This is a genomic window from Acidimicrobiales bacterium, assembly GCA_033344915.1.
Lineage (GTDB): Bacteria > Actinomycetota > Acidimicrobiia > Acidimicrobiales > Aldehydirespiratoraceae > JAJRXC01.
This window is the reverse complement of the sequence record JAWPML010000001.1, coordinates 3,722,901-3,743,579: the sequence shown is the minus strand read 5'-3', so window position 1 is coordinate 3,743,579 and position 20,679 is coordinate 3,722,901. Positions and strand designations below refer to the sequence as shown.

The following is a 20,679-nucleotide window of genomic DNA, read 5'->3' as shown; positions in this document are numbered from 1 at the left end:
GTCAGCCGACGGCCGTCAGCGGCCCGTAGGGTGCCTCGCCACCGACCGTTCCCACGGTCTCGTCGAAGACGGTCAGGCGGATCGCGTCGGAGGCGTCGTACTTGCCCGGGCCGAGGCTGGCGAAGACCTGCCCGTGGATCTCGATCTCACCGAGCGATTCCACACCGGCGAGGAAGGTCTCATGGGTGAGGTTCGGGCCGGCGGCGTTGGCGGCGAGCTCGAACAGCTGGAGCACCGGGCAGAAGATGTTGATGTTGCCGAACCAGTCCGACTCACCCTCGCTCACCTCGGTCGTGGGCACGACGGTGATGTCGGGGTGGGCTTCCTCGAAGATGCGGACGCACTCCTGGGTGGCAGGGAGCTCCCACGACTCCTCTTCGGAGGCGCCGGCGGAGCCGATGATCCCGGCGAGGTCGGCGGGCACGGCGCCGTCGAGGGCACCCAGTCCGCGGAGCAGGGCGGTGCTGTCCACGATCAGGTAGTTGGCATCGAGGTCGGACCGGGCGAGCTGCGTCGATCCGAAGGTCGCGGTGTTCTCGATCATCACGACACTGTCGACGTCCTCGGTCTTGAAGACTTCGATGAAGCGCTCCCACTGGGCCTCGCCGGCGAGCACGTCGCCGGGTTCGCTGTCGTTCAGGACCTCGACGACGCGCTTGTCGAGTGCTTCGAGGGCGGGCTTGACGATGTCATCCGATGCACCGGTTTCCTCCGACCGGACGACCAGACCGACGGTGTCGCCGAGCAGGCCTTCGGCCTCCATGAGCTCGATCACACCGGCCAGGCGACGCGACGCGAACATGGTGTTGGAGATCCACGGCGCCGCCGACACCTCGAGCTGCTCGGCCGTGGGCTGGCCCCCGATGATGATCGTCTCGTTGCGGCTGTTGATGCACGGGTTGAGCTCGGTGTTCGGCCCGACGAAGGGCGCGAGCACGGCGAACACGCCGATGTCCTCGGTGAGGCGGATGCACGACTCGTCGGCGGCGGTCGCGTCGATCGGGAGCAGCACCTCGAGGTATCCCTCGATCATGCGACCGTGGATGCCACCCCGATCGTTGATGTCGTCGATGAGGGCGTCCAGCACCACCTGCGGGTCGCCGCGGTCGATGTCGACGAGGCCCAGCGCCTTGAGCTGGATCAGGTCCGAGGTCGTGAACCCGAGGCGGATGACCTCTTCGGTGACACCCGTCCAACTCGCGGTCAACTCGACCGGTGCGGTCGTGCTGGACTCCGAGCCGGGGTCGCCGTCGTCACCGTCGTCACCGCCGCCGTCGCCGCCGTCGCCGCCGTCGTCGGACGGGGCGGTCGTGGTCGAATCGCTTTCGTCGGCTTCGGTGCTGTCGTCACCGCACGATACGGCGATCAGCGCGAGGACGAGGAGGACGGCGAGTCCCCAGAACCGCCGACGGTGGGATGGGTTGGTCATGTCACGACTGCTTTCTCTCGGAGGGCGGCGATCTCGTCGCCCCGACCGAGTTCGGTCAAGATCTCATCGGTGTGTTCACCGAGCGCCGGCGAACCCCCGGTCAGCGAGGCCGGGGTGCGGGTGAAGTTCGCCGGGTGCCGCGGCATGCGGGTGCGGCCGGCGACGTGGTGGTCGGCTTCCACGAACATGCCGACGGCGACGGCGTGGGCGTCGCGGGTGAGTTGGTCCGGCGTGAGGATCATCGAGAACGGCACCCGTTCACGCTCGAAGCGCACCGTCGCCTCCTCCATCGTGACGTTGGCGGCCTTCGCGTAGACCATGTCCATCACCGGGGAGAGCACGTCGCGGTTCTTGATCCGCTCGCCGACCGTCGCGATGCGGGGGTCGTCCCACCCCTCCACATCGAGGGCCTTGCACATGCCGGCGAAATCGTGGTCCGACGTCGGGGTGACGATCCCCCACCCGTCGAGGAAGCGCATCGGCTGGAACCCGGCGACGAAGCTCGAGGCCTGCGAGCCGTCGGCGTCCAGCATCACCTCGTTGCCCGCGGCGTCGGCCCAGAGGAACGACACGACCGCGTCGGCCATCGACATCTTCACGTGTTGCCCGCCGCGGCCCCGCTCGCGGGCGAAGAGTGCGGCGGTGATGGCCTGCGTGGCGTAGAGGGCGGTGACCTTGTCGGCCACGGTCTGACGCAGGAACGTGGGCACCCCGTCCTCGGGGTCCGCCTGGTTGGCCGCGACACCGCCGTAGGCCTGCATCACCGTGTCGTAGGCGCTGCGGTCGCGGTAGGGGCCCTCGTCACCGAACCCGGACAGCGAGGCGTAGATCACGTCGGGGTTGTCGGCCTTCACGTCGTCGTAGCCGACGCCGAGTCGATCCATGACCCCGGGTCGGAAGTTCTCCATCACGATGTCGGCTTCGGCGGCCAGCTGGCGCACGATCTCGACACCCTCGGGCGTCTGCATGTCGACGGCGATCGACCGCTTGCCCCGGTTGCAGACGAGGTAGAGCGCGCTCATCCCGTTGACCATCACGCCGACGAAGCGGGCGATGTCACCGATCCCGGGGCGCTCGACCTTGATGACGTCCGCGCCCTGATCGGCGAGCAGCGAGGCCGCATAGGGACCCGTGAGCGCGATCGAGAGGTCGAGGATCTTGATCCCCTGCATCGGTCCGTCGGACATGGCTTCCTCAGTCCTCGAAGGCCGGGGGACGGCCTTCCTTGCGGGCTCGCACGGCTTCCTCGAAGTTCTTGGTGGTCAGCCGCACGTAGAGCTGGGTGTGGGTCTCCATCTCGATGGCGGCCCGGAGGCTGCCCATCTCCAGGCCGGCCCACATCGTGCGCTTCGTGAGCTGGGTGCCCTGGGTGCTCCAGCCGTTGATCTGGTCCGCGAGGTCGAGGGCTTCGGTCAGCAGGTCCTCGTCGGGGACGACGCGCGACACGAGGCCGATGTTCGCCGCCTCGTGGGCGTCGACGTCACGACCCGACAGCATGATCTCCATCGCCCGCGACGAGCCGATCGCCTTGGGGAGCAGGAAGCTGAGACCGAGCTCGGTGGCGGTGAGGCCGTTGTTGATGCCGGCGGCGCGGAAGTAGGCGCCCTCGCCGGCGAGGCGGATGTCGGCGCCGAGCGTGAGACACATCCCGCCGCCGATCGCCGCCCCGTTGATCGCACAGATGACCGGCTGCGGCATCCGCTGCATCGCGGGGACGAGGTCGGCGAGCACCGACATCGCCTTCGTCGCGATGCGGGTCATCGTCAACCCGGCGATGTTGGGGGGAGGGCCGCCCTCGTTGCTCGTGTCGGCGCCGGAGCAGAAGCCGCGGCCGGTGCCGGTGAGCACGACCGTGTGGGTGTCGTTGTCGGCGCCCACTTCCTCGAAGGCCTCGTGCAGGGGCACCATCAACTCGAACGCCATCGAGTTCATCCGCTCGGGCCGATTCATGGTGATGACCGTGGTGTGGGGCCGCGGTTTGTCGATCAGGATGAGGTCGGTTCTTGCGTCAGTCATGTTGTGAGGCACAATAGGCGAAGTGTCCAACAAGCGCACCACCGACAGCCACTGGCCTCGCCATGCGGACGAGGACGTCGCCGTCGACCGCCTGCTCGACGCCGCCGGGCGTGCCTTCGCCGAACTCGGCGTGGCCAAGGCCACCATGGTGGACGTCGCCGCCGCGGCCGGTTGCTCGCGGGCCACGCTCTACCGCTACTTCCCCAACCAGGAAGCGCTGCACCTCGCGTTCGTCCACCGGGCGACGCTACGCACCGCCGCCTACCTCGCCGGGGAGCGCCGCGCCGGCGCGCCGAACTCTCTCGCCGACCGGGTGATCGCCGGTGTCGCGTCGGTCCGAGACGACCCGGCCATGTCGGAGTGGTTCGAGCCGGAGAACATGGCCGTCCCGATCAAGGTCAGCCAGAACTCCGAGCTGCTGCGGACGATGTCCGCCGGCCTGCTCACCGAGCTCGGCCCGACCCACCTCGACCAGGAGGAGCTCGAGCGCCGAGCCGAATGGCTCCTGCGATCGATCATCTCCCTGCTCGCCATGCCCGGACGCGACGCCGCGTCGGAACGGGCGATGGTCGAGTCGTTCCTCGTCCCTGTCCTTCTCGCCGACTCACACTCGAAAGCGTGACCCCATGACCACCACCGACATCCGGGACCTCAGCGACATCGACCTCACCGATGCCTCCGTGTGGGAGCAGGCCGCACCCCACGAATGGCTCGATCGGCTGCGGACCCACTCGCCCGTGCACTGGCACGAGGAGTCCGACGGACCGGGCTTCTGGACGATCGTCCGCCACGAGGACGTCCGCCGTGTTTCCACGTCGCCGCTCGAGTTCTCGAACTGGGTCGGCGGGCCGACACGGCTCGAGCCGGAGAGCATGGATCAGGTGCGGATGATCATCATCGGGATGGATCCGCCGGAGCATCGGGCGTTCCGCAACATCGTGGCCAAGGCCTTCACGCCCAAGATGATCGGCCAGCTCGAGGAGTCACTGCGGGCCGAGACCGCCCGAGTGGTCGGCGAGCTCCGCGACCGCAACAGCTGCGACTTCGTGACCGATGTCGCCGCGCTCATCCCGATGTGGTCGATCAGCGAGCTCATGGGCGTGCCCGAGTCCGACCGTTTCCGGCTCTACGAGCTCAGCCACGCCCTGATCGACGACCAGGATCCCGAGGTCGCCCCGACCGCGGAGACATCGATGAACGCCTCGGTCGAGATCTTCGGCTACGCGAACGAGATGGCGGCGCGGGAGCGGGCCAACCCGACGGGCAGTCTCACCAGCATGCTGCTCGAAGCCGAGGTCGACGGGCAGAAGCTCACCGACATGGAGTACACGCTGTTCTTCATGTTCCTCATCGTCGCCGGCAACGAGACGACCCGCACGGCGAGCTCCCACGGGCTCCACACGCTGCTCCAACACCCGGACGCGTGGAACCGTCTGGTCGCCGACCCCGGACTGATGCCGGGCGCCGTCGAGGAGATCCTCCGCTGGGAGCCACCGATCCACCATTTCCGCCGCACCGCGACGGCCGACACCACGATCGGGGATCAGGCGATCGCCGAGGGCGACAAGGTGCTGATGTGGTACGCCGGGTCGAACCGTGACCCGGCCGTGTTCGACGACCCCCACACGTTCCGCATCGACCGCTCGCCGAACCCGCAGCAGTCGTTCGGCATCGGCGAGCACTTCTGCCTCGGCGCGAACCTGGCCCGGCTCTCGCTCCGGCTGCTCTTCACCGAACTGCTGGGGACGATCGAGAACGTCGAACTCGAAGCGCCGCCTCGCCGTCTGCACTCCAACCTGATCAACGGGATCAAGGAGATGCGGATCCGCTACGACGTCAGCTGACGTTGTCGCGCAGGAAATCGATCACCTGGGGCCAGAGCTCGGCCGCCAGCGCCGCGTCGTGGGAGCCGAGGGCGTTCTCCTCGTTCATGAACGCGTGGCCCGCGTCGTGGATGGCGAACTCCACGTCCTTGCCATCCGCCCGGAGGCGCGCGGCAAGGTCCCGGGCCGCATCGGCGGGGAAGAACGCGTCGTCGGCCGACATGTGGCCCCGCACCACCGCGGTGAGGCCCGACCAGTCCGGTTCGCCGTCACCCGACGGGAATCCGTAGAAGGGCACGGCGGCCTGCACCGCGTCGCCGCGCTGGGCGGCCAACATCATCGTCAGCATCCCGCCCATGCAGAACCCGACGACCCCGACGCCCGAGGAGGACACGGCGTCGTGCTCGAGCAGGTAGTCGACGGCACCGCTCATGTCGCGGGCGGCGCGCTCCGGCGGGAGCGTGGTCATCAGCTCACCCGCCTTGTCCATCTCGTCGTGGCCGGCCAACTCGCCGTGGTACAGGTCGGGCGCGAGGGCGACGAGGCCGGCCGCGGCGAGGCGATCGGCCACTCTCCGGATCTGGTCGTTGAGGCCCCACCACTCCTGGATCACGATCACCCCGGGGCCGGAGCCGCTCTCGGGAATCGCCAGGTGGCCGGCGGCCGTGGTGCCGTTGACGGGAAACGAAACGTCGCTCATGGACGCGATCCTGCCACGAAGATCGCGCGCCCGCAGCCGGAGTAGGGTCCGGCCGCAACGAGGAGGACACATGCTCGAAGGCGAACGGATTCTGGTCACCGGGGCGACGGGTCAGGTCGCGCGGCCGATCGCCGAGGCGCTGCAGCGCGCCGGCAACGAGGTGTGGGCCGGCGCCCGCTTCACCGACCCCACCGCGAAGGCCGAACTCGAGGCCCAGGGCATCCGCACGGCCGTGTTCACCCTCGGCGATCCGGATCTCGACCACCTCCCCGCCGTGGACTACGTCATCCATTGCGCCGTCAACAACGACCCCAAGACCCCCGACGACGCGCTGCGGATCAACGCCGACGGCGCCGGCTTCCTCATGCGGCGCTACCGCGATGCGACGGCGTTCTTCCACATGTCCAGCTCGAGCGTCTATCGCGACAAGGACGACCCCGCTGCCCTCTATGCGGAGGACGACGACCTCGGCGGCACCACGCCCTACGCGCCGCACTACGGCATGAGCAAGCTCGCGAGTGAGGCCGTCGTGCGGTTCCAGTCCCGCGAACTCGGGCTGCCGACGATCATGGCTCGACTCAACGTCGCCTACGGCACGTCGGGCCACGGCGGCCTGCCGATGGTGTTCCACGAGTTCATGAAGGCCGGGATGCCGTACCAGAAGATCGCGGGGCAGGACGCCTACGCGTCGCCGATCCACGAGGACGACATCGTCGCCCAGGTGCAGGGGCTCCTCGCCCACGCGGCCGTCGGCGCGCCCGCAGTCAATCTCGCCGGCGACGAGGTGGTCACCCTCGAGGAGATCATCGCCCATCTCGAAGACTTGACCGGCCTCTCGATGACGTTCACCGAGTCCGACCATCTGCTCTTCCACACGCACGCGGCCGACACCACCAAGCGCCGCGAGCTCGCCGGGCCGTGCGCGGTCACCTGGCGCGACGGCGTGCGGGCCGCGCTGGAGACCCGGTATCCCGACGCAATCCGCGATGACACCTGACGCTGCTCAGGGTTTCATGTCGTGGGTGCGCCTGCCGATGGGAGGGCCATGAACACCGCGAAGATGACCAAGCAGTGCGCCGCCATGCTCGACACGGGCGAGACGATCCTCGCAGCGACGAAGGCCATGCCCCGTGGTGCCGTCAACGAGGTGATCCTCGGCGCGGCCGGTGCCGTCGTCGGCGGAACCGTCGCGCCGGCCGCGGCCGGAGTCGGCGCGGTCCTCGGCAGCCGGGCCGGTGAGGGCGTCGGCGACGCCGGGCGGGACGAGCGGGCCGAAGCGGGTCTGGACGTCGGCAACGCCAGCCAGGTGCTGCTCGCGGTCACCGATCAGCGGGTCGCCCTGTTCGCCGTCAACGCGTTCGGGAAGCCGAAGGAGCTGACCGCGGCGATCGGCCGTGATCGCATCGGCGCCGTCTCGATGGGCGAGACGAAGGTCTTCGGCCAGACGATGGCGGAGATCGTGCTGACGCTCGACACCGGCGCGGAGGTGGGCTTCGGCGTCGCCAAGGTGCACCGCAAGCACGGCGACGCCGTGGTTGCCGCGCTCGCGTAGACCGGGCACGCCGACCGGCGCTGGGCGAAGATGGCGGCCATGGCCGCGCCCGACTCGCTCACCGGTGAAACCGTCGAGCTGCTCCAACAGCTGATCCGCAACCAGTGCGTGAACGACGGCACGCCCGAGAGCGGCCAGGAGGAGATCAGCGCGCGACTCCTGCGCGACGAGCTGGACGGTCTCGGACTCGACATCGAGATGATCGAGGGTGCGCCCGGCCGCAGCTCACTCGTCGCCCGCTACGAGGGCACCGATCCCGACGCACCGGCGCTCTGTCTCATGGGACACACCGACGTGGTCCCGGTGACCCCCGAGGGGTGGCGCAACGATCCCTTCGGCGGCGAGCTGATCGCCGACGCCGATGGCGTGCAGGAGGTCTGGGGACGCGGCGCAGTCGACATGCTCAACCTCACATCCTCGATGCTGGTCGCGTTCCGCGACGTCGTGCGCTCGGGCATCCGCTATCCCGGCGACATCGTGTACTTCGCCGTCGCGGACGAGGAGGCCGGCGGGCTGCTCGGGGCCGGGCCGATCGTGCACCGCAACTGGGACCTCGTGCAGTGCGACTATCTGCTCAGCGAGTACGGCGGCACGCCGACCCACGGCCGCGACGGCACGACGGTGCTCGTGACGAACAGCGAGAAGGGGCTCGGCGGGCGCCGCATCACCGTGCACGGCACGCCGGGCCACGGGTCGATGCCGTACGCGACCGACAACGCCCTCGTGAAGGCCGCGGCGATCGTGAGCCGGGTGGCCGACGCCCACATCACGCCCCGCATCGACGAGATGTTCACCGACCGGGTCCGCGCCCTCGACCTGCCCGCCGAGACCGAAGCCGCCCTGCTGGACCCCGGCCGGGTGACCGACGCGCTCGCGGCGCTACCGCCTGACCTGGCTCGCAACACCCACTCGTGCTGCCACATGACGTTCAGCCCGAATCTGCTCGACGCCGGCTCCAAGACGAACATCGTCGCCGACCGCGCCGAGCTCTATGTCGACGTCCGCCTGCTCCCGGGCGAGACCCAGGACGACGTCGACCGCGCCCTGCGGGAGATCATCGGCCCGGACCTCCTGCCGTCCGTCGAGATCGAGAACGTCTACCCCACGATGCACGATGCGGACCCCGGGTCACCCACCGACACGCCGCTGTGGGACGCGCTGAGCGACGCGATCCGCATGGCCTACCCCGATGCCCGGGTCGTGCCGAGCCTCGTGACCGGCGCGACCGACGCCCGCTACTTCCGGCGCAAGGGCACCGTGGCCTACGGCGCCGGACTCCTCAGCAGTGGCATTCCGCTCGAGGAGTTCCTCAACCGCTTCCACGGCCACAACGAACGCATCGACGTGGAGTCACTGGCGCTGACCACTCAGCTCTGGCGCGACGTGCTCGACCGTCTCTGGACGTGAACCCCCGCGGCTGCGGCGGACCCAGCGGCCGGCGCGACGCACGAACCGCTCGATCTCCTCGGGCCGGACGAACGCGACGTAGCCGACGAGCATCGCCGGGAAGAAGAAGCCGAGCCGCATCGTGTAGTCGAACCCGATGTGCATGGCCAGGCCCGCGGCGAGACCCAGCCAGCGCGTGCGGCGGGTCCACAACAGGAACGGGATCGAGAGCTCGACGGCGACCGTGAAGTAGGTCATGACGTTGCCGACCGCGAGGTTCTCGCGCACGAAGGCCGGCACCCAGAAGCGCTCGAAGTCGACGAGGCCGAGCGCGTAGAGCGATGCTGTGCCCTCCCGCCAGGTGTCACCTTCCAGCTTCGCGATGATCGTCGCCGGGTAGATGATCGTGAGCTGGATCTGGGCGAGGCGCACCAACCAGGTCGGCGCGAGAGGCCACCGCCGGCCGGCGGGTGTGCGTTCGCCGAGCAGGGGCGCGTCGAGAAAGCGGTTCGGGGTGAAGAGGGCGAAGAGGGCGAAGTAGGCCGTCCAGATCCGCAGCAGACCGTCACCCGCGTTGAGGACGGTCCCGGCGCCCTGCTGCATCGTCATCAGCATCAACCAGAGCACCGGCGCACCGAGCCGCGTGAGCCGACCGGCTGCGAGCGAGAGCGAGGCGACCACCAGCAGGCACCAGACGACCACCACCGCGGTGTCGCCGGTGAACCACTGGAACAGCCCGTAGCGGTTGTCCCGGTAGAACGGCTCCGGCAGCAGGCCGTCGTCGAAGTAGAAGGTGCGCAGGTCGGGGAGGATCGAGAGCGCCCAGCCGAAGCACGACACGCCGAGCAGCGTGCGCATGAGCGCGAACGTGCTCGACGACGTGGGGGTGAACCAGAACCGCTGCCACCCCTCGGCGCGTCGATGGAGCCAGGCGAGGATCATCCCGCCTCCTCCGGTGGCACGTCGTATTCGTAGAACTCGAATGTGTTCCACACGCGCTCATCGTCGCGACCCGGTTCGGGCGTGTCGCTGAAGTGGCGGATCAGGACCACCGTTTCCACGGTGCCCTCGTCGGCGTACCGGTCGGCGAGCCACTGGGCGGTGTGGCGCCACAGATGGTCGTAGCGGTCCAGCCGGATCCGTCGCTCCCACTTCCGCCAGCGATACTCGCGGTAGGCGCCGAAGAGGGGGTCGCCGTCGGGGAAGGTGTGGCGGATCACCTCACCGGAGGCCATGTGGATGTCCGCTTCGACGGCGATGGACACCGTGGTGGGATTCGGCGCGAACACCGACCACTGCTGGTAGATCGCCATCGTCTGGACGACCCGATCGACGCCGGGGCGGAGGTCGCTCCGGACGCTCGACGCCGGGAGGTTCCACACGACGAGGGCGTAGACGAGGAACGCGATCACGCCGGTCAGCGTCAGCCGACCGACGCGGCTGTCGTGGAACCAGCCGTAGCCGGTCCCGTCGTCCACGGGTGTCTCCTCGCCCTCGTCCGTCCCCAGCACGGGGCCAACCGTAGCGACAGCGCTCGGTCCGGAACGGGTCAGGGCGTCGCCGGCGCCCACTCGGGCAGGTTCGTGACCTCGATCAACGTCACCGTCGGGGCGATGTCCTCGACGACCTGGTTGTAGCGCAGGCCCCACGTGCCATGGCGATGGTGCGCCGTGTCGATCCAGTTCCCGAAGCCCGGATCCTCATCCGCCACGATGAGCCGGGCCGATCCATCCGGCTCGTAGTGGGCCGTGTGCTGGTTCACCGTCACCTGACAGTGCTCGTAGTCGAGCGACTCCTCCCACATGTTGTTGAGCTGGAAGTTCCAGTAGTACGCCTCGATGGCGGGCACGTCGACGATCAGCGCCTGACCGGGTTCGAGGGTCCACGAACCGTGCCGGAACAACTGGTTCGGATCACCCCAACCGCCGCCGGTGTCCTCCTCGGGGAGGAACTCGAGCGTGTTGGGCCGGTCCGCGAACAGGTCGTTGAGCCACGTCAGGAACGTATCGGTCACGCCCTGCACGAAGAGCCCGGCCATCGCCAGTCCGTGGTTCAGCTTCTCCGCGGTGAGTGGGCCGGGGCCGGGGGCCGGCGGGTTCAGGCACTCGAGCGTGAGATCCGAGGGCCGTTCGGTCGACCGGTCGAGGTAGAAGTTGCGAATGATCAGCGTGGACGTGAACGACTCCATCTTCAGCCACCGCTGACCCGGCGCGAGCGACGCCGGCTCCGCGACGCTCGCGATGATGTCGACGTAGCCCTCCGGGTCCGGGTCGTTGTCCTCCAGATGCCCCTGGATCCCGGGCTGGGCCGCCCCCGCCAGGTAGCCCCCCGAATACGCCCCGATGCTGAGGTAGTTGATGGTCCCGCGTGGTCCGTGGATCCGGTACTCGTACTGCGGGTCGATCGGGACGTTCTGGTAGAACGCGTCCGGGTTGTCGCACCCGATCTTCAGGTTGTGCGGGATCGGCAGGATCTGGGCGAAGGGCGGCGCGCCGTTCTCCAGGAACGACAGCAGGCCACCCCGCGTCAGCCGGCTCAGGTAGCGGAAGCCCTCGATCCGGTCCAGTTCGTCGGTGCTGTTCTCGATCACCGTGTCGCCCGCCCGCTTCAGCGCGTCACAGAACGCGGCCCAGGACTCGCCGGTCACCGCCGGATCGGTGGCATCTGTCATCGCGCTGTCCTAGTGGGACGGCGCCGCACCGGCAAGGTGACCACTCGCCCCCAAGGGGGGAGAGAGGGAGAGAGCGAAAGGAATCTCTGGTCACGAAAGGGTCGAAACATCGGGGCCCTGGCGACCCTTTCGTGACCAGAGATTGCTGTTGGGAGACGAACAGTGGGGCTCAGGGGTGGGTGCCGGAGGCGACGACGAGGCGGCGTTTGCCGATGTCGTGGTCGGCGGTGCTCGTGTCGCGGTAGCCGCGGTCGGCGAGCATCGCGGCGAAGAGATCGGCCTGCTGTGGCGTCCAACCGTGGCTCTTGTTGCCGGTCGCTCCCGGTTCGGTGCGCTTCTCGACGGCGAGGAACATGCCGCCGGGGCGGAGCACTCGGCTGACCTCGGCGATCCCGGCCTCGAGTTCGGGCCAGTGGTGGACCGACGCGAGCGACCAGACGACGTCGGCCGAAGCGTCCGGGAGCGGCATGTCCTCCGCGCCCGCCTGCACCCAGTCGAGGGCACCGCGGGGCCGGCGGATCGCGGTCAGGAGCCGGGCGAGCCGGAGCATCGGCGCCGAGGGATCCACGCCGGTGACGCTCGCGCCGCCGGCCGCGGTCAGGCGCGCCGCGGTGCCCGGACCGCAGCCGATGTCGACGACGTGTTGATCCGCGGTGACCGCCGCGAGCTGAGCCACGAGACGAGCGTCGCGCCCGCGGCCGACGATCATCGTGAGTCCGGCGACGAAGCCGAAGATGCCCGTGAACTGCGGATAGTCGGCGTGATGGTTCGGGGGGAGATCACCCATGCCCACCAGTCTCCCGCAGTACGGCTGCCTACGCTGGCGCCGATGCACGTCGTTCTCGTCCAACCGGAGATCGCGCCGAACACCGGTGCCATCGTGCGCCTCTGCGCCAACACCGGCGCGACGCTGCATCTCGTCGAGCCGCTCGGCTTCCAGCTCGACGATCGACTCCTGCGCCGCGGCGGGCTCGACTACCACGAGTACGCCGAGATGACGGTCCACCCGAATCTCGACGCGGTCGCCGCCGCCCTCCCGGGCCGGTGGTTCGGCTTCTCCGCCCGTTCGACGCGGCGCTACACCGACGTCGACTATCGCGACGACGACGTGCTCGTGTTCGGCACCGAGCGAAGCGGGCTCTCCCCCGACGACAAGCAGCGGTTCGAGCAGGACCGGCTCCTCACGATCCCGATGCTCGCGGGCAACCGGAGCATGAACCTCGCGAACGCGGTGTCGGTCGTCGTCTACGAAGCATGGCGCCAGGCGGACTTCGCCGGAGCCGGGGCCGACCAGCCCGGGCTCACCGCGGAGACGACGGCCTCACCCCCGTTCGACTCCTGAGCCGGGCTCGATCGGCTGATCTAGCCTCTCGCCATGAGCGACGAGAACGATGGTCCCCTCGCCGGCATCCGGGTCATCGACATCGGCGTGCTGGTCCAGGGCCCGCAGGCCGCGCAGATGCTCTTCGAGATGGGCGCCGACGTCGTCAAGGTCGAGCTGCCCGGCATCGGCGACCACGGTCGCTGGATCCCCGTCTCCGAGACGGACCCGCGTCCCCCGTTCTTCATCGGGAGCAATCGCGGCAAGCGCAGCATCACGGCGAACCTCCGCGACCCGGACGGACTCCAGGTCTTCCTCGACCTCGTCGCCCGCGCGGATGTGGTGATCTCGAACTTCAGCGCCGGCGCGATGGAGCGCGCCGGCATCGGCTACGAGGACCTCGCCGCGGTCAACCCGCGCATCGTCTACGCGGCCGGCACCGCCTACGGATTGGAGGGCGACGCGTCCCGCCGCAAGGGCGCCGACCTCGGCGCGCAGGCCGCGGGCGGACTCATGCGCGCCACCGAGGCCGGTGACACGCGGCCCGGCCCGGTCGGCATCACGATCGCGGACCACATCGCGTCCCAGAACATGGTCAACGGGGTGCTCGCCGCGCTCCTGGCCCGGGACCGCACCGGACGCGGGCAGAAGATCGAGACGTCCCTGCTCGGCGGCCAGATCTACGCTCAGGCGTCGGAGTACACCGCCGTCTTCCTGACGGGTGAGGACCTCGACGCGCCCACCCACGGCGGCCACCCCGTCATCCAGGGCCTCTACGGCGTCGTGCCGACGGCCGACGGGGCGATGGCCCTCGTCGGAATCGCGCCCCAGGTACGCGCCGAGTTCTTCGCGATCATCGGGCGACCCGAGCTGGCCGACGAAGACCGGTTCATGACGACGGCGATCCGTGACGGGACCCGCGACGACCTCTTCGCCGCGATCGGGGAGGCGATGCGGTCCCGCACGACCGCCGAGTGGGGGGCGGCGTTCACCAACCCGGACATCCGCTGGTCACCGGTGCAGCGACGACTCGCCGTCGCCGCCGACCCCGACCTCCACGCCAGCGGCTACTTCTACACCGAGGACCATCCGGAGTGGGGCGAGATCACGATGGTCGGCCATCCGATCCGCTTCAGCGACACCCCGGCCCGGCCCGGTGGGCTCGCCCCGGAGCTCGGCCAACACACCGAGGAGATCCTCCTGGAGCTCGGTCGCACCTGGGACGACATCACCGCCCTGCGCGATCAGGGCTCGATCTGAACCCGGGACCCCAGGCTCAGTTGTGGGCGGTCGCGGGGTCCGCCCGCTCGGGATCGAGCTCCCGCATGACGCCCTCCTGGGCGACCGACGCGAGGTGGACGCCACCGCGGTCGTAGATCGCGCCCCGGGCGAACCCGCGGGCACCGGCCGCGCTGGGGCTGTCCTGGATGAAGAGCAGCCAGTCGTCCATGCGCAGGGGGCGGTGGAACCAGAGGGCATGGTCGAGGCTGGCCAGCATGATGCCGGGTCCGCCGGGCCGCCGGTGCGGGCGGTACATGTTGTCCACGAACGCGATGTCGGACGCGTACGTGAGGAGCTGGGCGTGGATGTCCGGGTCGTCGGGTACGTCACCGTTCGCCCGGATCCACACCGGGTTCGGTTCGGTGCTCGGCTCGCCGGAGAACATGCTGTGGGGCAACGCCGAGCGGGTGTCGATCGCCCGCTCCCGCTTCATCCACTCGAGTCGCTCGGCCGGGATCTTGCCCTCGAGCTTCGCGGCCCGCTCGGCCCACGTCGGCAGCGTCTCGGGATCGGGCACGTCCGGCATCGGGTCCTGGTGCTCGTAGCCGTCCTCGTGAGTGTGGAACGAGATGGAGGTGTTGAAGATGGCGCGGCCGTCCTGGAGCGCGACCACCCGTCGTGTGGAGAACGACCGTCCGTCGCGGATGCGGTCGACCGTGTAGGTCACCGGGGTCTTCGGATCACCGCCCCGCAGGAAGTAGCCGTGCAGGCTGTGGGCCCGGTGTTCGTCCACGGTGCGCTGCGCGGCCGCGAGGGCCTGCGCCGCGACCTGGCCGCCGAAGAGCCGGAACCAGTCGCTCGGTTCGTTCTGCCCCCGGAAGATGTCGCGGTCGATCCGCTCGAGATCGAGGACGTCGAGAAGCTGATCGAGTGCACGGCCCATGGCGAGGCACGGTAGCGGCGGCGCACCGGCGCCCCACGATGGGCGGGCGCCCGCTCGGTCCCAGCCGGCCATCGCCCGGAAGTCCGACGTCGTGTTGTTGTGGGGGAAGGGATCGGTCGGCTCGTCCACGCCGAGACCCGCGCACAGTGGGCCCCAACCGTCCGTCGGTTGCCATTCGATGAGCCGATCGGCGGGAACCGAGTCGCGCACCCGCTCGTTGTGGGCCTCGTACGCCCGCATCGCCTCGTCCGGGTCGTCGAATCCATCGATCCCGAGGCGGGCGAGCAGACCGGCGATGAAGTCCGTGTAGAGCTCGCCCGGCGGAAGGTCACGGGTCGCCTGCCCGACCGTCCGGTCGATACTGCGCCACCACGTCTCCGGGTCGCTTCGCCGCGACAGCAGGACCCGGGCCTCGGGATGGCGTTCGCTCAGCTCCGGCCAGAAGGCCGACGCCGGCCAGTCGACCGCCGCGACGAAGCCGTCCAGGGTCACCCCGAGCTGCGAGTGATCGCCGCCGCTCGCCGAGATCCACGCCGGGCCGTGGGAGTCGAGCCGGGAGAAGACCTCGAGCATGTGGTAGCAGGGCCCGCCGAGCAGCTGTTCCAACGCGGCTTTGAGGCTGGTCGTTCCGGTGCGGGGAAGGCCGGCGCCGACGACCTGCAGTGACATGGCCGCAGACTACCGGTCGTCGACGGGACGGTCCTAGGGTCGCGCCATGCAGCAACTCTCCGGCAGGACTGCCGTCATCACCGGCGCGGCGAGCGGCATGGGACGTGCCTTCGCCAATCGCTTCGCCCAGGCCGGCATGAACGTCGTCATGTCCGACATCGAGGAGCCGAGGCTCGACGAGGCGGTCGCGGAAGTCGCCGCCCACGGCACTCGCGTGATCGGCCAGATCACCGACGTCGCCGACGGCGCGAGCGTCGACGAGCTCGCGGCGCGCGCCTTCACCGAGTTCGACACCGTGCACCTCGTCTGCAACAACGCGGGCGTCGCCGGCGGACCGTCACCCGACTTCATCAACGAGGCGAACTGGCGCTGGGTGCTGGACGTCAACCTCTGGGGGGTCATCCACGGCCATCGGGCCTTTCTGCCCCGCATGATCGAGCAGGGCATCGGTCATGTGGTGAACACCGCGTCGATGGCCGGCCATCTCCCCGGGCACTCGCCGTACACGGCCAGCAAGTGGGCCGTCGTCGGCATCTCGCAGGGGCTCTACCACCAGATGCAGCGGGAGGAGACCGGCGTCGGCATCTCCTGTCTGTGCCCCGGCTTCGTCCGCACGGAGATCGCCAACTCGGATCGCAACCGCCCCGAGTCGGCCGCGCCGCCGGCGCTCTACGAGCCGACGCCGGAGGAGGAGATGGCCACGCTGTTCGTGCAGGAGCTGGTGAAGGGCGGTCGGCCGCCGAGCGAGGTGGCGGACCTCGTCCACGACGCCGTCGTCGACGACCGTTTCTGGATCTTCACCGACCTCGAGATGGTGAAGATGCTCCAGGAGAAGCACGACAGCATCATGGAGAACCGAAACCCGGCCCCGGTCGGCCCGCTGGACTCCTAGATTCGGCGAATGCCCGACGGATCCGCCCTTCTCCTCTTCTCCGGCGCGGCACTCGCTCTGCTGCTCGTGCCCGGGCCGGCCGTGCTGTACATCGTCGCCCGGTCGGCGAGCCAGGGAGTGCGGGCCGGGCTCGTCTCGGTCGCGGGCATCCATGTCGGGACGCTCGTCCACATCGCGGCCGCGGTCCTCGGACTCAGCGCGGTGATCGTCGCATCGGCGACCGCGTTCACCGCCGTGAAGGTGGCCGGCGCCGCCTATCTCGTCTATCTGGGCCTCACTGCGCTGCGGGGTGGAGGCTCGTCACTCGGATCGTCCCCCGATGCCCCGACGCGGTCGCATCGCACGATCTTCCGCGACGGCGTCGTGCTCAACATCCTGAACCCGAAGACCGCAGTGTTCTTCCTGGCGTTCGTCCCGCAGTTCGTCGACGTCGACGCGGGCAACCCCACGGCCCAGGTCGTCGTGCTCGGCGCACTCTTCGTTCTCATCGGGCTCGTGACCGACGGGCTCTACGCACTCGCGGCAGGGGGGATCGGCCGGCGACTGCGGCGCTCGTCGACCGCGGCTCGCCGCAGCGAGCGGACCGCCGGGGTGATCTACCTCGGACTCGGCGTCACGACGGCGCTCGCGGGCCGGTCGTCCTAGCCGATCCGGCTCAGGCCGAGTAGGCGAGCTCGAGTCCGGGCCGGGGCCAGTCGATGGCGACCAGCTGTCCGGTGCCCGACAAGGTGCAGTAGGCGGGCCCGTCCGTGCCGGCGAAACAGATGTTGGTGACCAGCAGGTCGGGCAGCGGTGTGTGCTCGACCACGCTGCCGTCGGGCGAGATCGCGGTGATCCCGCCCTCGCCGAGCGTGCCGACACACACCCACCCGTCGCCGTCCACGGCGAGCGAGTCGAACAGCACGGCCCCGGCCGCGCCGTGGAGCAGCTCGCCGCCTCCGGCGTTGATCGGATTGGTGGCGTTGACCTCGCCCGGTCCCTTGATCGCCCACGCGTACAGGCGCCCGGTGTGGGTCTCCGCGGCGTAGAGCACGGTGCCGTCGGGTGACAGTCCGATCCCGTTGGGCGCGTCCAACGGGTGGACCACCTCGACGCACGACGAGCCGTCCGCCTTGGCGTAGTGGAGGCCGGTCCGGTCACTCGTGCGCTCCAACCGCACGCCATGGTCCGTGAACCAGAACCCGCCGTGCTCGTCGAACACGAGATCGTTGGGCGCCCGCAGCGGACGACCGGAGCTCTCGGCGTAGAGCGTCTCGAAGGAACCCGTCGTCAGGTCGACCCGCTGGATCGAACCGCCCGTCCAGGTGTCGGGCACGTGTCCCGGGATGTTGATCCCCATCGAGTCGTCGAACGTGAAGCAACCACCGTTGTTCGTGATGTAGCACGCGCCGTCCGGGCCGATCGCGGCACCGTTCGGGCCGCCCCCGAGATCCGCGATCACCGTCACCTCACCGTCCGGTGTCACCCGGCTGAGCGTGCCCCGCTGGATCTCGACGAGCACGACACTTCCGTCGGCCATGGCGATGGGCCCCTCGGGGAACTGGAGGCCGTCGGCGATCGTGCGTATCTCGGTCATAGGCGCACCCTAGGAGACCCGCGCCCCTAGCGTGGAGGGGTGATTCTCGAAGAACTCGAAGCCGTGTTGCGCGACCGGCGCACCGCCGATCCCACCGAGTCCTACACCGCCTCACTCCTCGCCGATCCCGAGCTGATCCAGCGCAAGATCATGGAGGAGGCGTTCGAGGTGTGTCTCGAACTCGGTCGCCGCGACCTCGACCCCACCCTCACGGCCCAGGAAGCTGCGGACCTCGTCTACCACCTGCTCGTGGGTCTGGTCGGGGCCGACGTGGCGCTGGCCGACGTGCTGGCCGTGCTGGAAAGCCGCCGGTCGTGACCGCCCGCGTCGCCGTGCCGTCGAAGGGTCGCCTCCGCGACCGCGTCTTCGATCTTCTGCGCCACGCGGGATACAACCTGCGCCAGCTCGGCACCGAGAACGCCGCCCTGCTGGTGGAGGACATCGAGTTCATCGAAATGCGGCCCCGCGACGCCGCCGCCTGGCTGCGGGCCGGCAGGCTCGACGCCGCGTTCATCTCCACCGACACCGCGTTGGAGAACGAGATCGAGGACTGGCCCGCGATCGACCTCGGCTTCTCCCGCTCGGACCTCGTCCTCGCCTGTCGCACCGATGCGCCGTACGCCAGTGCGGCCGATCTCGCCGGCAAGACCGTCGCCACCCACCTGCCGAACTGGACCCGGCGCTGGTTCGACGACCAGGGCATCGAGATCGACGTGGTCGCGATGGGTGGTTCGCTCGAGGGAATCTGTGCCCGTGGCCTCGCCGACGCCATCGTCGACCTCCGCGAGACGGGCAACAGTCTGCGGCGCAACTCGCTGCACGTGATCGCGGAGGGACCGGCCTGTCAGGCCGTGTTCGTGCATCCGCCGGGCACGACGCCCGCCGAGGTCGAGGGTCTGCTGTTGCGCATGGACGCGGCCCGCACCGCCACAACGCGCCAGTATCTGATGATGCACATCCCGCCGGATCGGGTCGGCGAGCTCGAACGGGTCTTCCCGGGCCTCGCCGCGCCGACGTTGCTGCCGCTCGCCGGGCGCGACGACCTCGTCGCCGTTCACCTCGTCGTGAAGCGCGAACGGCTCTGGGCGAACCTCGCCGACCTGCGAGAGCTCGGGGCCACCGGCATCGTGGCCCTTCCCACGGACGCGATCCTGGAGTAACACGTCGGGATGGCCAAATACGCCGACCTGCCGACCGTCGAAGTCTCGATCGAGGTGCACGCCTCGCCGGCCGAGCTCTGGCCGATCATCAGCGACCCGAACACGCCGGCGGCGTTCTCGTCGGAGTTGGTCGGCGCGGTCTGGATGGATCCGTTCACCGGTCCCGAACCGGGCGCCATGTTCGAGGGCACGAACCGCCACCCCGCCATCGGCGAATGGAAGGTCGAGAACCATGTCGCCGTGTGCGAACCGGAGCGCGAGTTCGGGTGGGACCCGGGCGGGCCCGACGCGCCGTGGACCCGGTGGCGGCTGCGCACCGAGCCGAACGGTGATTCCACGAGATTGACGTTCTGGGCACAGATGGGCCTCGGCCCGTCCGGGCTGACCCCGGCGATCGAGGCGATGCCGGACCGTGAAGAGGACATCGTCGCCAACCGCCTCGGCGAATGGGAGGCGAACATGACCGCCACCATCGAGGGCATCAAGGCCCTCGTGGAAGGCAGCTGACACATGTCGGATCTCGAGTTCATCACCGTCGATCGCGACGGATCGGTCATCACCATCACGCTCGCCAACGCGGCGAAGCGCAACGTTCTGGCGCTCCCGACGATGCGGGAGATCACCGCCGCACTCGAGGCAGCCGGTGCGTCCGACGCGCTCGCGGTCGTGATCGCCGCGGAGGGCCCCGTCTTCTCCGCCGGTCACAACTTCGGCGACATGCTCGGCTCGTCGGAAGACGAGGCCCGGGAGCTGTTCGACGTCTGCACGAACATGATGACGCTCGTCCAGCGCCTCCCCCAGGTCGTCGTGGCGAAGGTCCACGCGCTCGCCACCGCGGCCGGCTGCCAACTCGTGGCGAGCTGTGATCTGGCGGTGGCGGCCGAGTCTGCGAGCTTCCAGGCTCCCGGCGGCAAGGGGGGCCTGTTCTGCCACACGCCGATGGTCGCGATCGCGCGCGCCGTGGGCCGCAAGAAGGGGCTCGAGATGGCGTTGACGGGCGACCCCATCGATGCCCGGACGGCGTGCGACTGGGGGCTCGTCAACCGGGTCGTGCCCGACGACGAGCTCGACGCGGCGACCGCCGACCTCGTGGCCCGCGCCACCCGGGGCAGCGCGGCATCCAAGGCGGCGGGCAAGGAGGCGTACTACGCCCAGGTCGACATGGACCAGGGGGAGGCGTACGACTTCGCGTCTGGCGTGATGGCCGCCGGCGCCGTCAGCCCGGACGGCCAGGAGGGCATCGCCAGCTTCGTCGAGAAGCGTCGTCCCGACTTCGCCCCACCGGTGGGGAACCCCGGACCGGACTGACCGGCGACGCCC

The 20,679-nt window shown here is 69.5% G+C and carries 23 protein-coding genes; 13 read left to right on the top strand and 10 right to left on the bottom strand.

Translation table 11 applies throughout. The features are described 5' to 3' along the window. Position 1: 1 nt before the first annotated feature. Genes R8F63_18075 through R8F63_18065 form a run of 3 tightly spaced genes read right to left on the bottom strand, consistent with a single transcriptional unit; the run spans position 2 to position 3,445 of the window. Entirely contained in the window at positions 2-1,429 is a 1,428-nt protein-coding gene (locus R8F63_18075) for an ABC transporter substrate-binding protein (GenBank protein MDW3220521.1), read from the bottom strand. Further along, positions 1,426-2,616, bottom strand: coding sequence for a CoA transferase (locus R8F63_18070; GenBank protein ID MDW3220520.1), 1,191 nt, complete (start codon positions 2,614-2,616; stop codon positions 1,426-1,428). Before R8F63_18070 ends, R8F63_18075 begins: the two co-directional genes overlap by 4 nt. 7 nt (positions 2,617-2,623) lie before the next feature. Then, a complete protein-coding gene (locus R8F63_18065; GenBank protein MDW3220519.1) occupies positions 2,624-3,445 on the bottom strand; it encodes an enoyl-CoA hydratase in 822 nt (273 codons plus the stop codon). Between the two features lie 22 nt (positions 3,446-3,467). Between R8F63_18065 and R8F63_18060 the strand changes: the two genes are divergently transcribed. Further along, the gene (locus R8F63_18060) at positions 3,468-4,067 is read left to right on the top strand and encodes a TetR/AcrR family transcriptional regulator (protein ID MDW3220518.1); all 600 of its coding nucleotides are present in this window, start codon (positions 3,468-3,470) and stop codon (positions 4,065-4,067) included. A gap of 4 nt (positions 4,068-4,071) precedes the next feature. Next, positions 4,072-5,289, top strand: a complete 1,218-nt coding sequence (locus R8F63_18055; GenBank protein MDW3220517.1) for a cytochrome P450 — start codon at positions 4,072-4,074, stop codon at positions 5,287-5,289. On the opposite strand, the gene R8F63_18050 is transcribed toward R8F63_18055, so the two are convergent. Next, the gene (locus R8F63_18050; protein ID MDW3220516.1) at positions 5,282-5,968 is read right to left on the bottom strand and encodes a dienelactone hydrolase family protein; all 687 of its coding nucleotides are present in this window, start codon (positions 5,966-5,968) and stop codon (positions 5,282-5,284) included. The genes R8F63_18055 and R8F63_18050 overlap by 8 nt on opposite strands. A gap of 70 nt (positions 5,969-6,038) precedes the next feature. Between R8F63_18050 and R8F63_18045 the strand changes: the two genes are divergently transcribed. The 3 genes from R8F63_18045 to R8F63_18035 are packed head-to-tail and all read left to right on the top strand — an operon-like array spanning position 6,039 to position 8,927. Beyond that, a complete protein-coding gene (locus R8F63_18045) occupies positions 6,039-6,965 on the top strand; it encodes an NAD(P)-dependent oxidoreductase (protein ID MDW3220515.1) in 927 nt (308 codons plus the stop codon). A 48-nt stretch (positions 6,966-7,013) separates the two neighbouring features. Continuing rightward, positions 7,014-7,520 carry a hypothetical protein gene (locus R8F63_18040; protein MDW3220514.1) on the top strand — a complete coding sequence of 169 codons (507 nt, stop codon included), beginning with the start codon at positions 7,014-7,016 and terminating at the stop codon, positions 7,518-7,520. Positions 7,521-7,559: 39 nt separating this feature from the next. Then, a complete protein-coding gene (locus tag R8F63_18035; GenBank protein ID MDW3220513.1) occupies positions 7,560-8,927 on the top strand; it encodes a M20/M25/M40 family metallo-hydrolase in 1,368 nt (455 codons plus the stop codon). Here the strand turns inward: R8F63_18035 and R8F63_18030 are convergent. The 4 genes from R8F63_18030 to R8F63_18015 all read right to left on the bottom strand — a co-directional run bounded on the left by R8F63_18030 (position 8,871) and on the right by R8F63_18015 (position 12,364). Continuing rightward, positions 8,871-9,848 carry an HTTM domain-containing protein gene (locus R8F63_18030; protein ID MDW3220512.1) on the bottom strand — a complete coding sequence of 326 codons (978 nt, stop codon included), beginning with the start codon at positions 9,846-9,848 and terminating at the stop codon, positions 8,871-8,873. The genes R8F63_18035 and R8F63_18030 overlap by 57 nt on opposite strands. Continuing rightward, positions 9,845-10,417 carry a hypothetical protein gene (locus tag R8F63_18025; GenBank protein MDW3220511.1) on the bottom strand — a complete coding sequence of 191 codons (573 nt, stop codon included), beginning with the start codon at positions 10,415-10,417 and terminating at the stop codon, positions 9,845-9,847. The genes R8F63_18030 and R8F63_18025 overlap by 4 nt, the downstream gene beginning before the upstream one ends. A gap of 38 nt (positions 10,418-10,455) precedes the next feature. Then, on the bottom strand, positions 10,456-11,577 hold the full coding sequence (locus tag R8F63_18020) for a hypothetical protein (protein MDW3220510.1): 1,122 nt from the start codon (positions 11,575-11,577) through the stop codon (positions 10,456-10,458). Positions 11,578-11,746: 169 nt separating this feature from the next. Then, positions 11,747-12,364 carry a class I SAM-dependent methyltransferase gene (locus R8F63_18015; protein MDW3220509.1) on the bottom strand — a complete coding sequence of 206 codons (618 nt, stop codon included), beginning with the start codon at positions 12,362-12,364 and terminating at the stop codon, positions 11,747-11,749. A 42-nt stretch (positions 12,365-12,406) separates the two neighbouring features. Between R8F63_18015 and R8F63_18010 the strand changes: the two genes are divergently transcribed. Continuing rightward, the gene (locus R8F63_18010) at positions 12,407-12,919 is read left to right on the top strand and encodes a tRNA (cytidine(34)-2'-O)-methyltransferase (protein ID MDW3220508.1); all 513 of its coding nucleotides are present in this window, start codon (positions 12,407-12,409) and stop codon (positions 12,917-12,919) included. 33 nt (positions 12,920-12,952) lie between these two features. Beyond that, positions 12,953-14,158 (top strand): CoA transferase, encoded by a 1,206-nt coding sequence (locus R8F63_18005; GenBank protein ID MDW3220507.1) that lies wholly within the window; start codon positions 12,953-12,955, stop codon positions 14,156-14,158. Positions 14,159-14,174: 16 nt separating this feature from the next. On the opposite strand, the gene R8F63_18000 is transcribed toward R8F63_18005, so the two are convergent. After that, positions 14,175-15,731, bottom strand: a complete 1,557-nt coding sequence (locus R8F63_18000) for a thioesterase family protein (protein MDW3220506.1) — start codon at positions 15,729-15,731, stop codon at positions 14,175-14,177. Positions 15,732-15,777: 46 nt separating this feature from the next. Here R8F63_18000 and R8F63_17995 point away from each other — a divergent pair, with 46 nt between their 5' ends. Together R8F63_17995 and R8F63_17990 are read left to right on the top strand one after the other, a co-directional pair. Further along, complete coding sequence (locus tag R8F63_17995; protein ID MDW3220505.1) at positions 15,778-16,623, top strand: SDR family NAD(P)-dependent oxidoreductase; 846 nt, start codon at positions 15,778-15,780, stop codon at positions 16,621-16,623. Positions 16,624-16,632: 9 nt separating this feature from the next. Next, the gene (locus tag R8F63_17990; protein MDW3220504.1) at positions 16,633-17,268 is read left to right on the top strand and encodes a LysE family translocator; all 636 of its coding nucleotides are present in this window, start codon (positions 16,633-16,635) and stop codon (positions 17,266-17,268) included. 10 nt (positions 17,269-17,278) lie between these two features. Here R8F63_17990 and R8F63_17985 read toward each other — a convergent pair whose 3' ends face one another. After that, positions 17,279-18,199, bottom strand: a complete 921-nt coding sequence (locus R8F63_17985) for an SMP-30/gluconolactonase/LRE family protein (GenBank protein MDW3220503.1) — start codon at positions 18,197-18,199, stop codon at positions 17,279-17,281. Positions 18,200-18,238: 39 nt separating this feature from the next. Between R8F63_17985 and hisE the strand changes: the two genes are divergently transcribed. The 4 genes from hisE to R8F63_17965 are packed head-to-tail and all read left to right on the top strand — an operon-like array spanning position 18,239 to position 20,667. Continuing rightward, entirely contained in the window at positions 18,239-18,517 is a 279-nt protein-coding gene (hisE, locus tag R8F63_17980; protein ID MDW3220502.1) for a phosphoribosyl-ATP diphosphatase, read from the top strand. Continuing rightward, positions 18,514-19,359, top strand: coding sequence for an ATP phosphoribosyltransferase (gene hisG, locus R8F63_17975; GenBank protein MDW3220501.1), 846 nt, complete (start codon positions 18,514-18,516; stop codon positions 19,357-19,359). The genes hisE and hisG overlap by 4 nt, the downstream gene beginning before the upstream one ends. Positions 19,360-19,368: 9 nt before the next feature. After that, the gene (locus tag R8F63_17970) at positions 19,369-19,866 is read left to right on the top strand and encodes an SRPBCC family protein (protein MDW3220500.1); all 498 of its coding nucleotides are present in this window, start codon (positions 19,369-19,371) and stop codon (positions 19,864-19,866) included. Between the two features lie 3 nt (positions 19,867-19,869). Then, complete coding sequence (locus R8F63_17965; GenBank protein ID MDW3220499.1) at positions 19,870-20,667, top strand: enoyl-CoA hydratase-related protein; 798 nt, start codon at positions 19,870-19,872, stop codon at positions 20,665-20,667. Positions 20,668-20,679 lie beyond the last annotated feature (12 nt).

What these genes read in the sequence shown, in the direction of transcription:
- R8F63_18055 (MDW3220517.1), top strand. Translation starts at nt 4,072, where the DNA reads ATGACCACCACCGACATCCGGGACCTCAGCGACATCGACCTCACCGAT.
- R8F63_18065 (MDW3220519.1), bottom strand. Translation starts at nt 3,445, where the DNA reads ATGACTGACGCAAGAACCGACCTCATCCTGATCGACAAACCGCGGCCC.
- R8F63_18030 (MDW3220512.1), bottom strand. Translation starts at nt 9,848, where the DNA reads ATGATCCTCGCCTGGCTCCATCGACGCGCCGAGGGGTGGCAGCGGTTC.
- R8F63_18040 (MDW3220514.1), top strand. Translation starts at nt 7,014, where the DNA reads ATGAACACCGCGAAGATGACCAAGCAGTGCGCCGCCATGCTCGACACG.
- R8F63_18005 (MDW3220507.1), top strand. Translation starts at nt 12,953, where the DNA reads ATGAGCGACGAGAACGATGGTCCCCTCGCCGGCATCCGGGTCATCGAC.
- R8F63_17985 (MDW3220503.1), bottom strand. Translation starts at nt 18,199, where the DNA reads ATGACCGAGATACGCACGATCGCCGACGGCCTCCAGTTCCCCGAGGGG.
- R8F63_18015 (MDW3220509.1), bottom strand. Translation starts at nt 12,364, where the DNA reads ATGGGTGATCTCCCCCCGAACCATCACGCCGACTATCCGCAGTTCACG.
- R8F63_17965 (MDW3220499.1), top strand. Translation starts at nt 19,870, where the DNA reads ATGTCGGATCTCGAGTTCATCACCGTCGATCGCGACGGATCGGTCATC.
- R8F63_17970 (MDW3220500.1), top strand. Translation starts at nt 19,369, where the DNA reads ATGGCCAAATACGCCGACCTGCCGACCGTCGAAGTCTCGATCGAGGTG.
- R8F63_18045 (MDW3220515.1), top strand. Translation starts at nt 6,039, where the DNA reads ATGCTCGAAGGCGAACGGATTCTGGTCACCGGGGCGACGGGTCAGGTC.
- R8F63_17995 (MDW3220505.1), top strand. Translation starts at nt 15,778, where the DNA reads ATGCAGCAACTCTCCGGCAGGACTGCCGTCATCACCGGCGCGGCGAGC.
- R8F63_17990 (MDW3220504.1), top strand. Translation starts at nt 16,633, where the DNA reads ATGCCCGACGGATCCGCCCTTCTCCTCTTCTCCGGCGCGGCACTCGCT.
- R8F63_18070 (MDW3220520.1), bottom strand. Translation starts at nt 2,616, where the DNA reads ATGTCCGACGGACCGATGCAGGGGATCAAGATCCTCGACCTCTCGATC.
- R8F63_18000 (MDW3220506.1), bottom strand. Translation starts at nt 15,731, where the DNA reads ATGTCACTGCAGGTCGTCGGCGCCGGCCTTCCCCGCACCGGAACGACC.
- R8F63_18010 (MDW3220508.1), top strand. Translation starts at nt 12,407, where the DNA reads ATGCACGTCGTTCTCGTCCAACCGGAGATCGCGCCGAACACCGGTGCC.
- R8F63_18075 (MDW3220521.1), bottom strand. Translation starts at nt 1,429, where the DNA reads ATGACCAACCCATCCCACCGTCGGCGGTTCTGGGGACTCGCCGTCCTC.
- R8F63_18020 (MDW3220510.1), bottom strand. Translation starts at nt 11,577, where the DNA reads ATGACAGATGCCACCGATCCGGCGGTGACCGGCGAGTCCTGGGCCGCG.
- R8F63_18035 (MDW3220513.1), top strand. Translation starts at nt 7,560, where the DNA reads ATGGCCGCGCCCGACTCGCTCACCGGTGAAACCGTCGAGCTGCTCCAA.
- R8F63_18050 (MDW3220516.1), bottom strand. Translation starts at nt 5,968, where the DNA reads ATGAGCGACGTTTCGTTTCCCGTCAACGGCACCACGGCCGCCGGCCAC.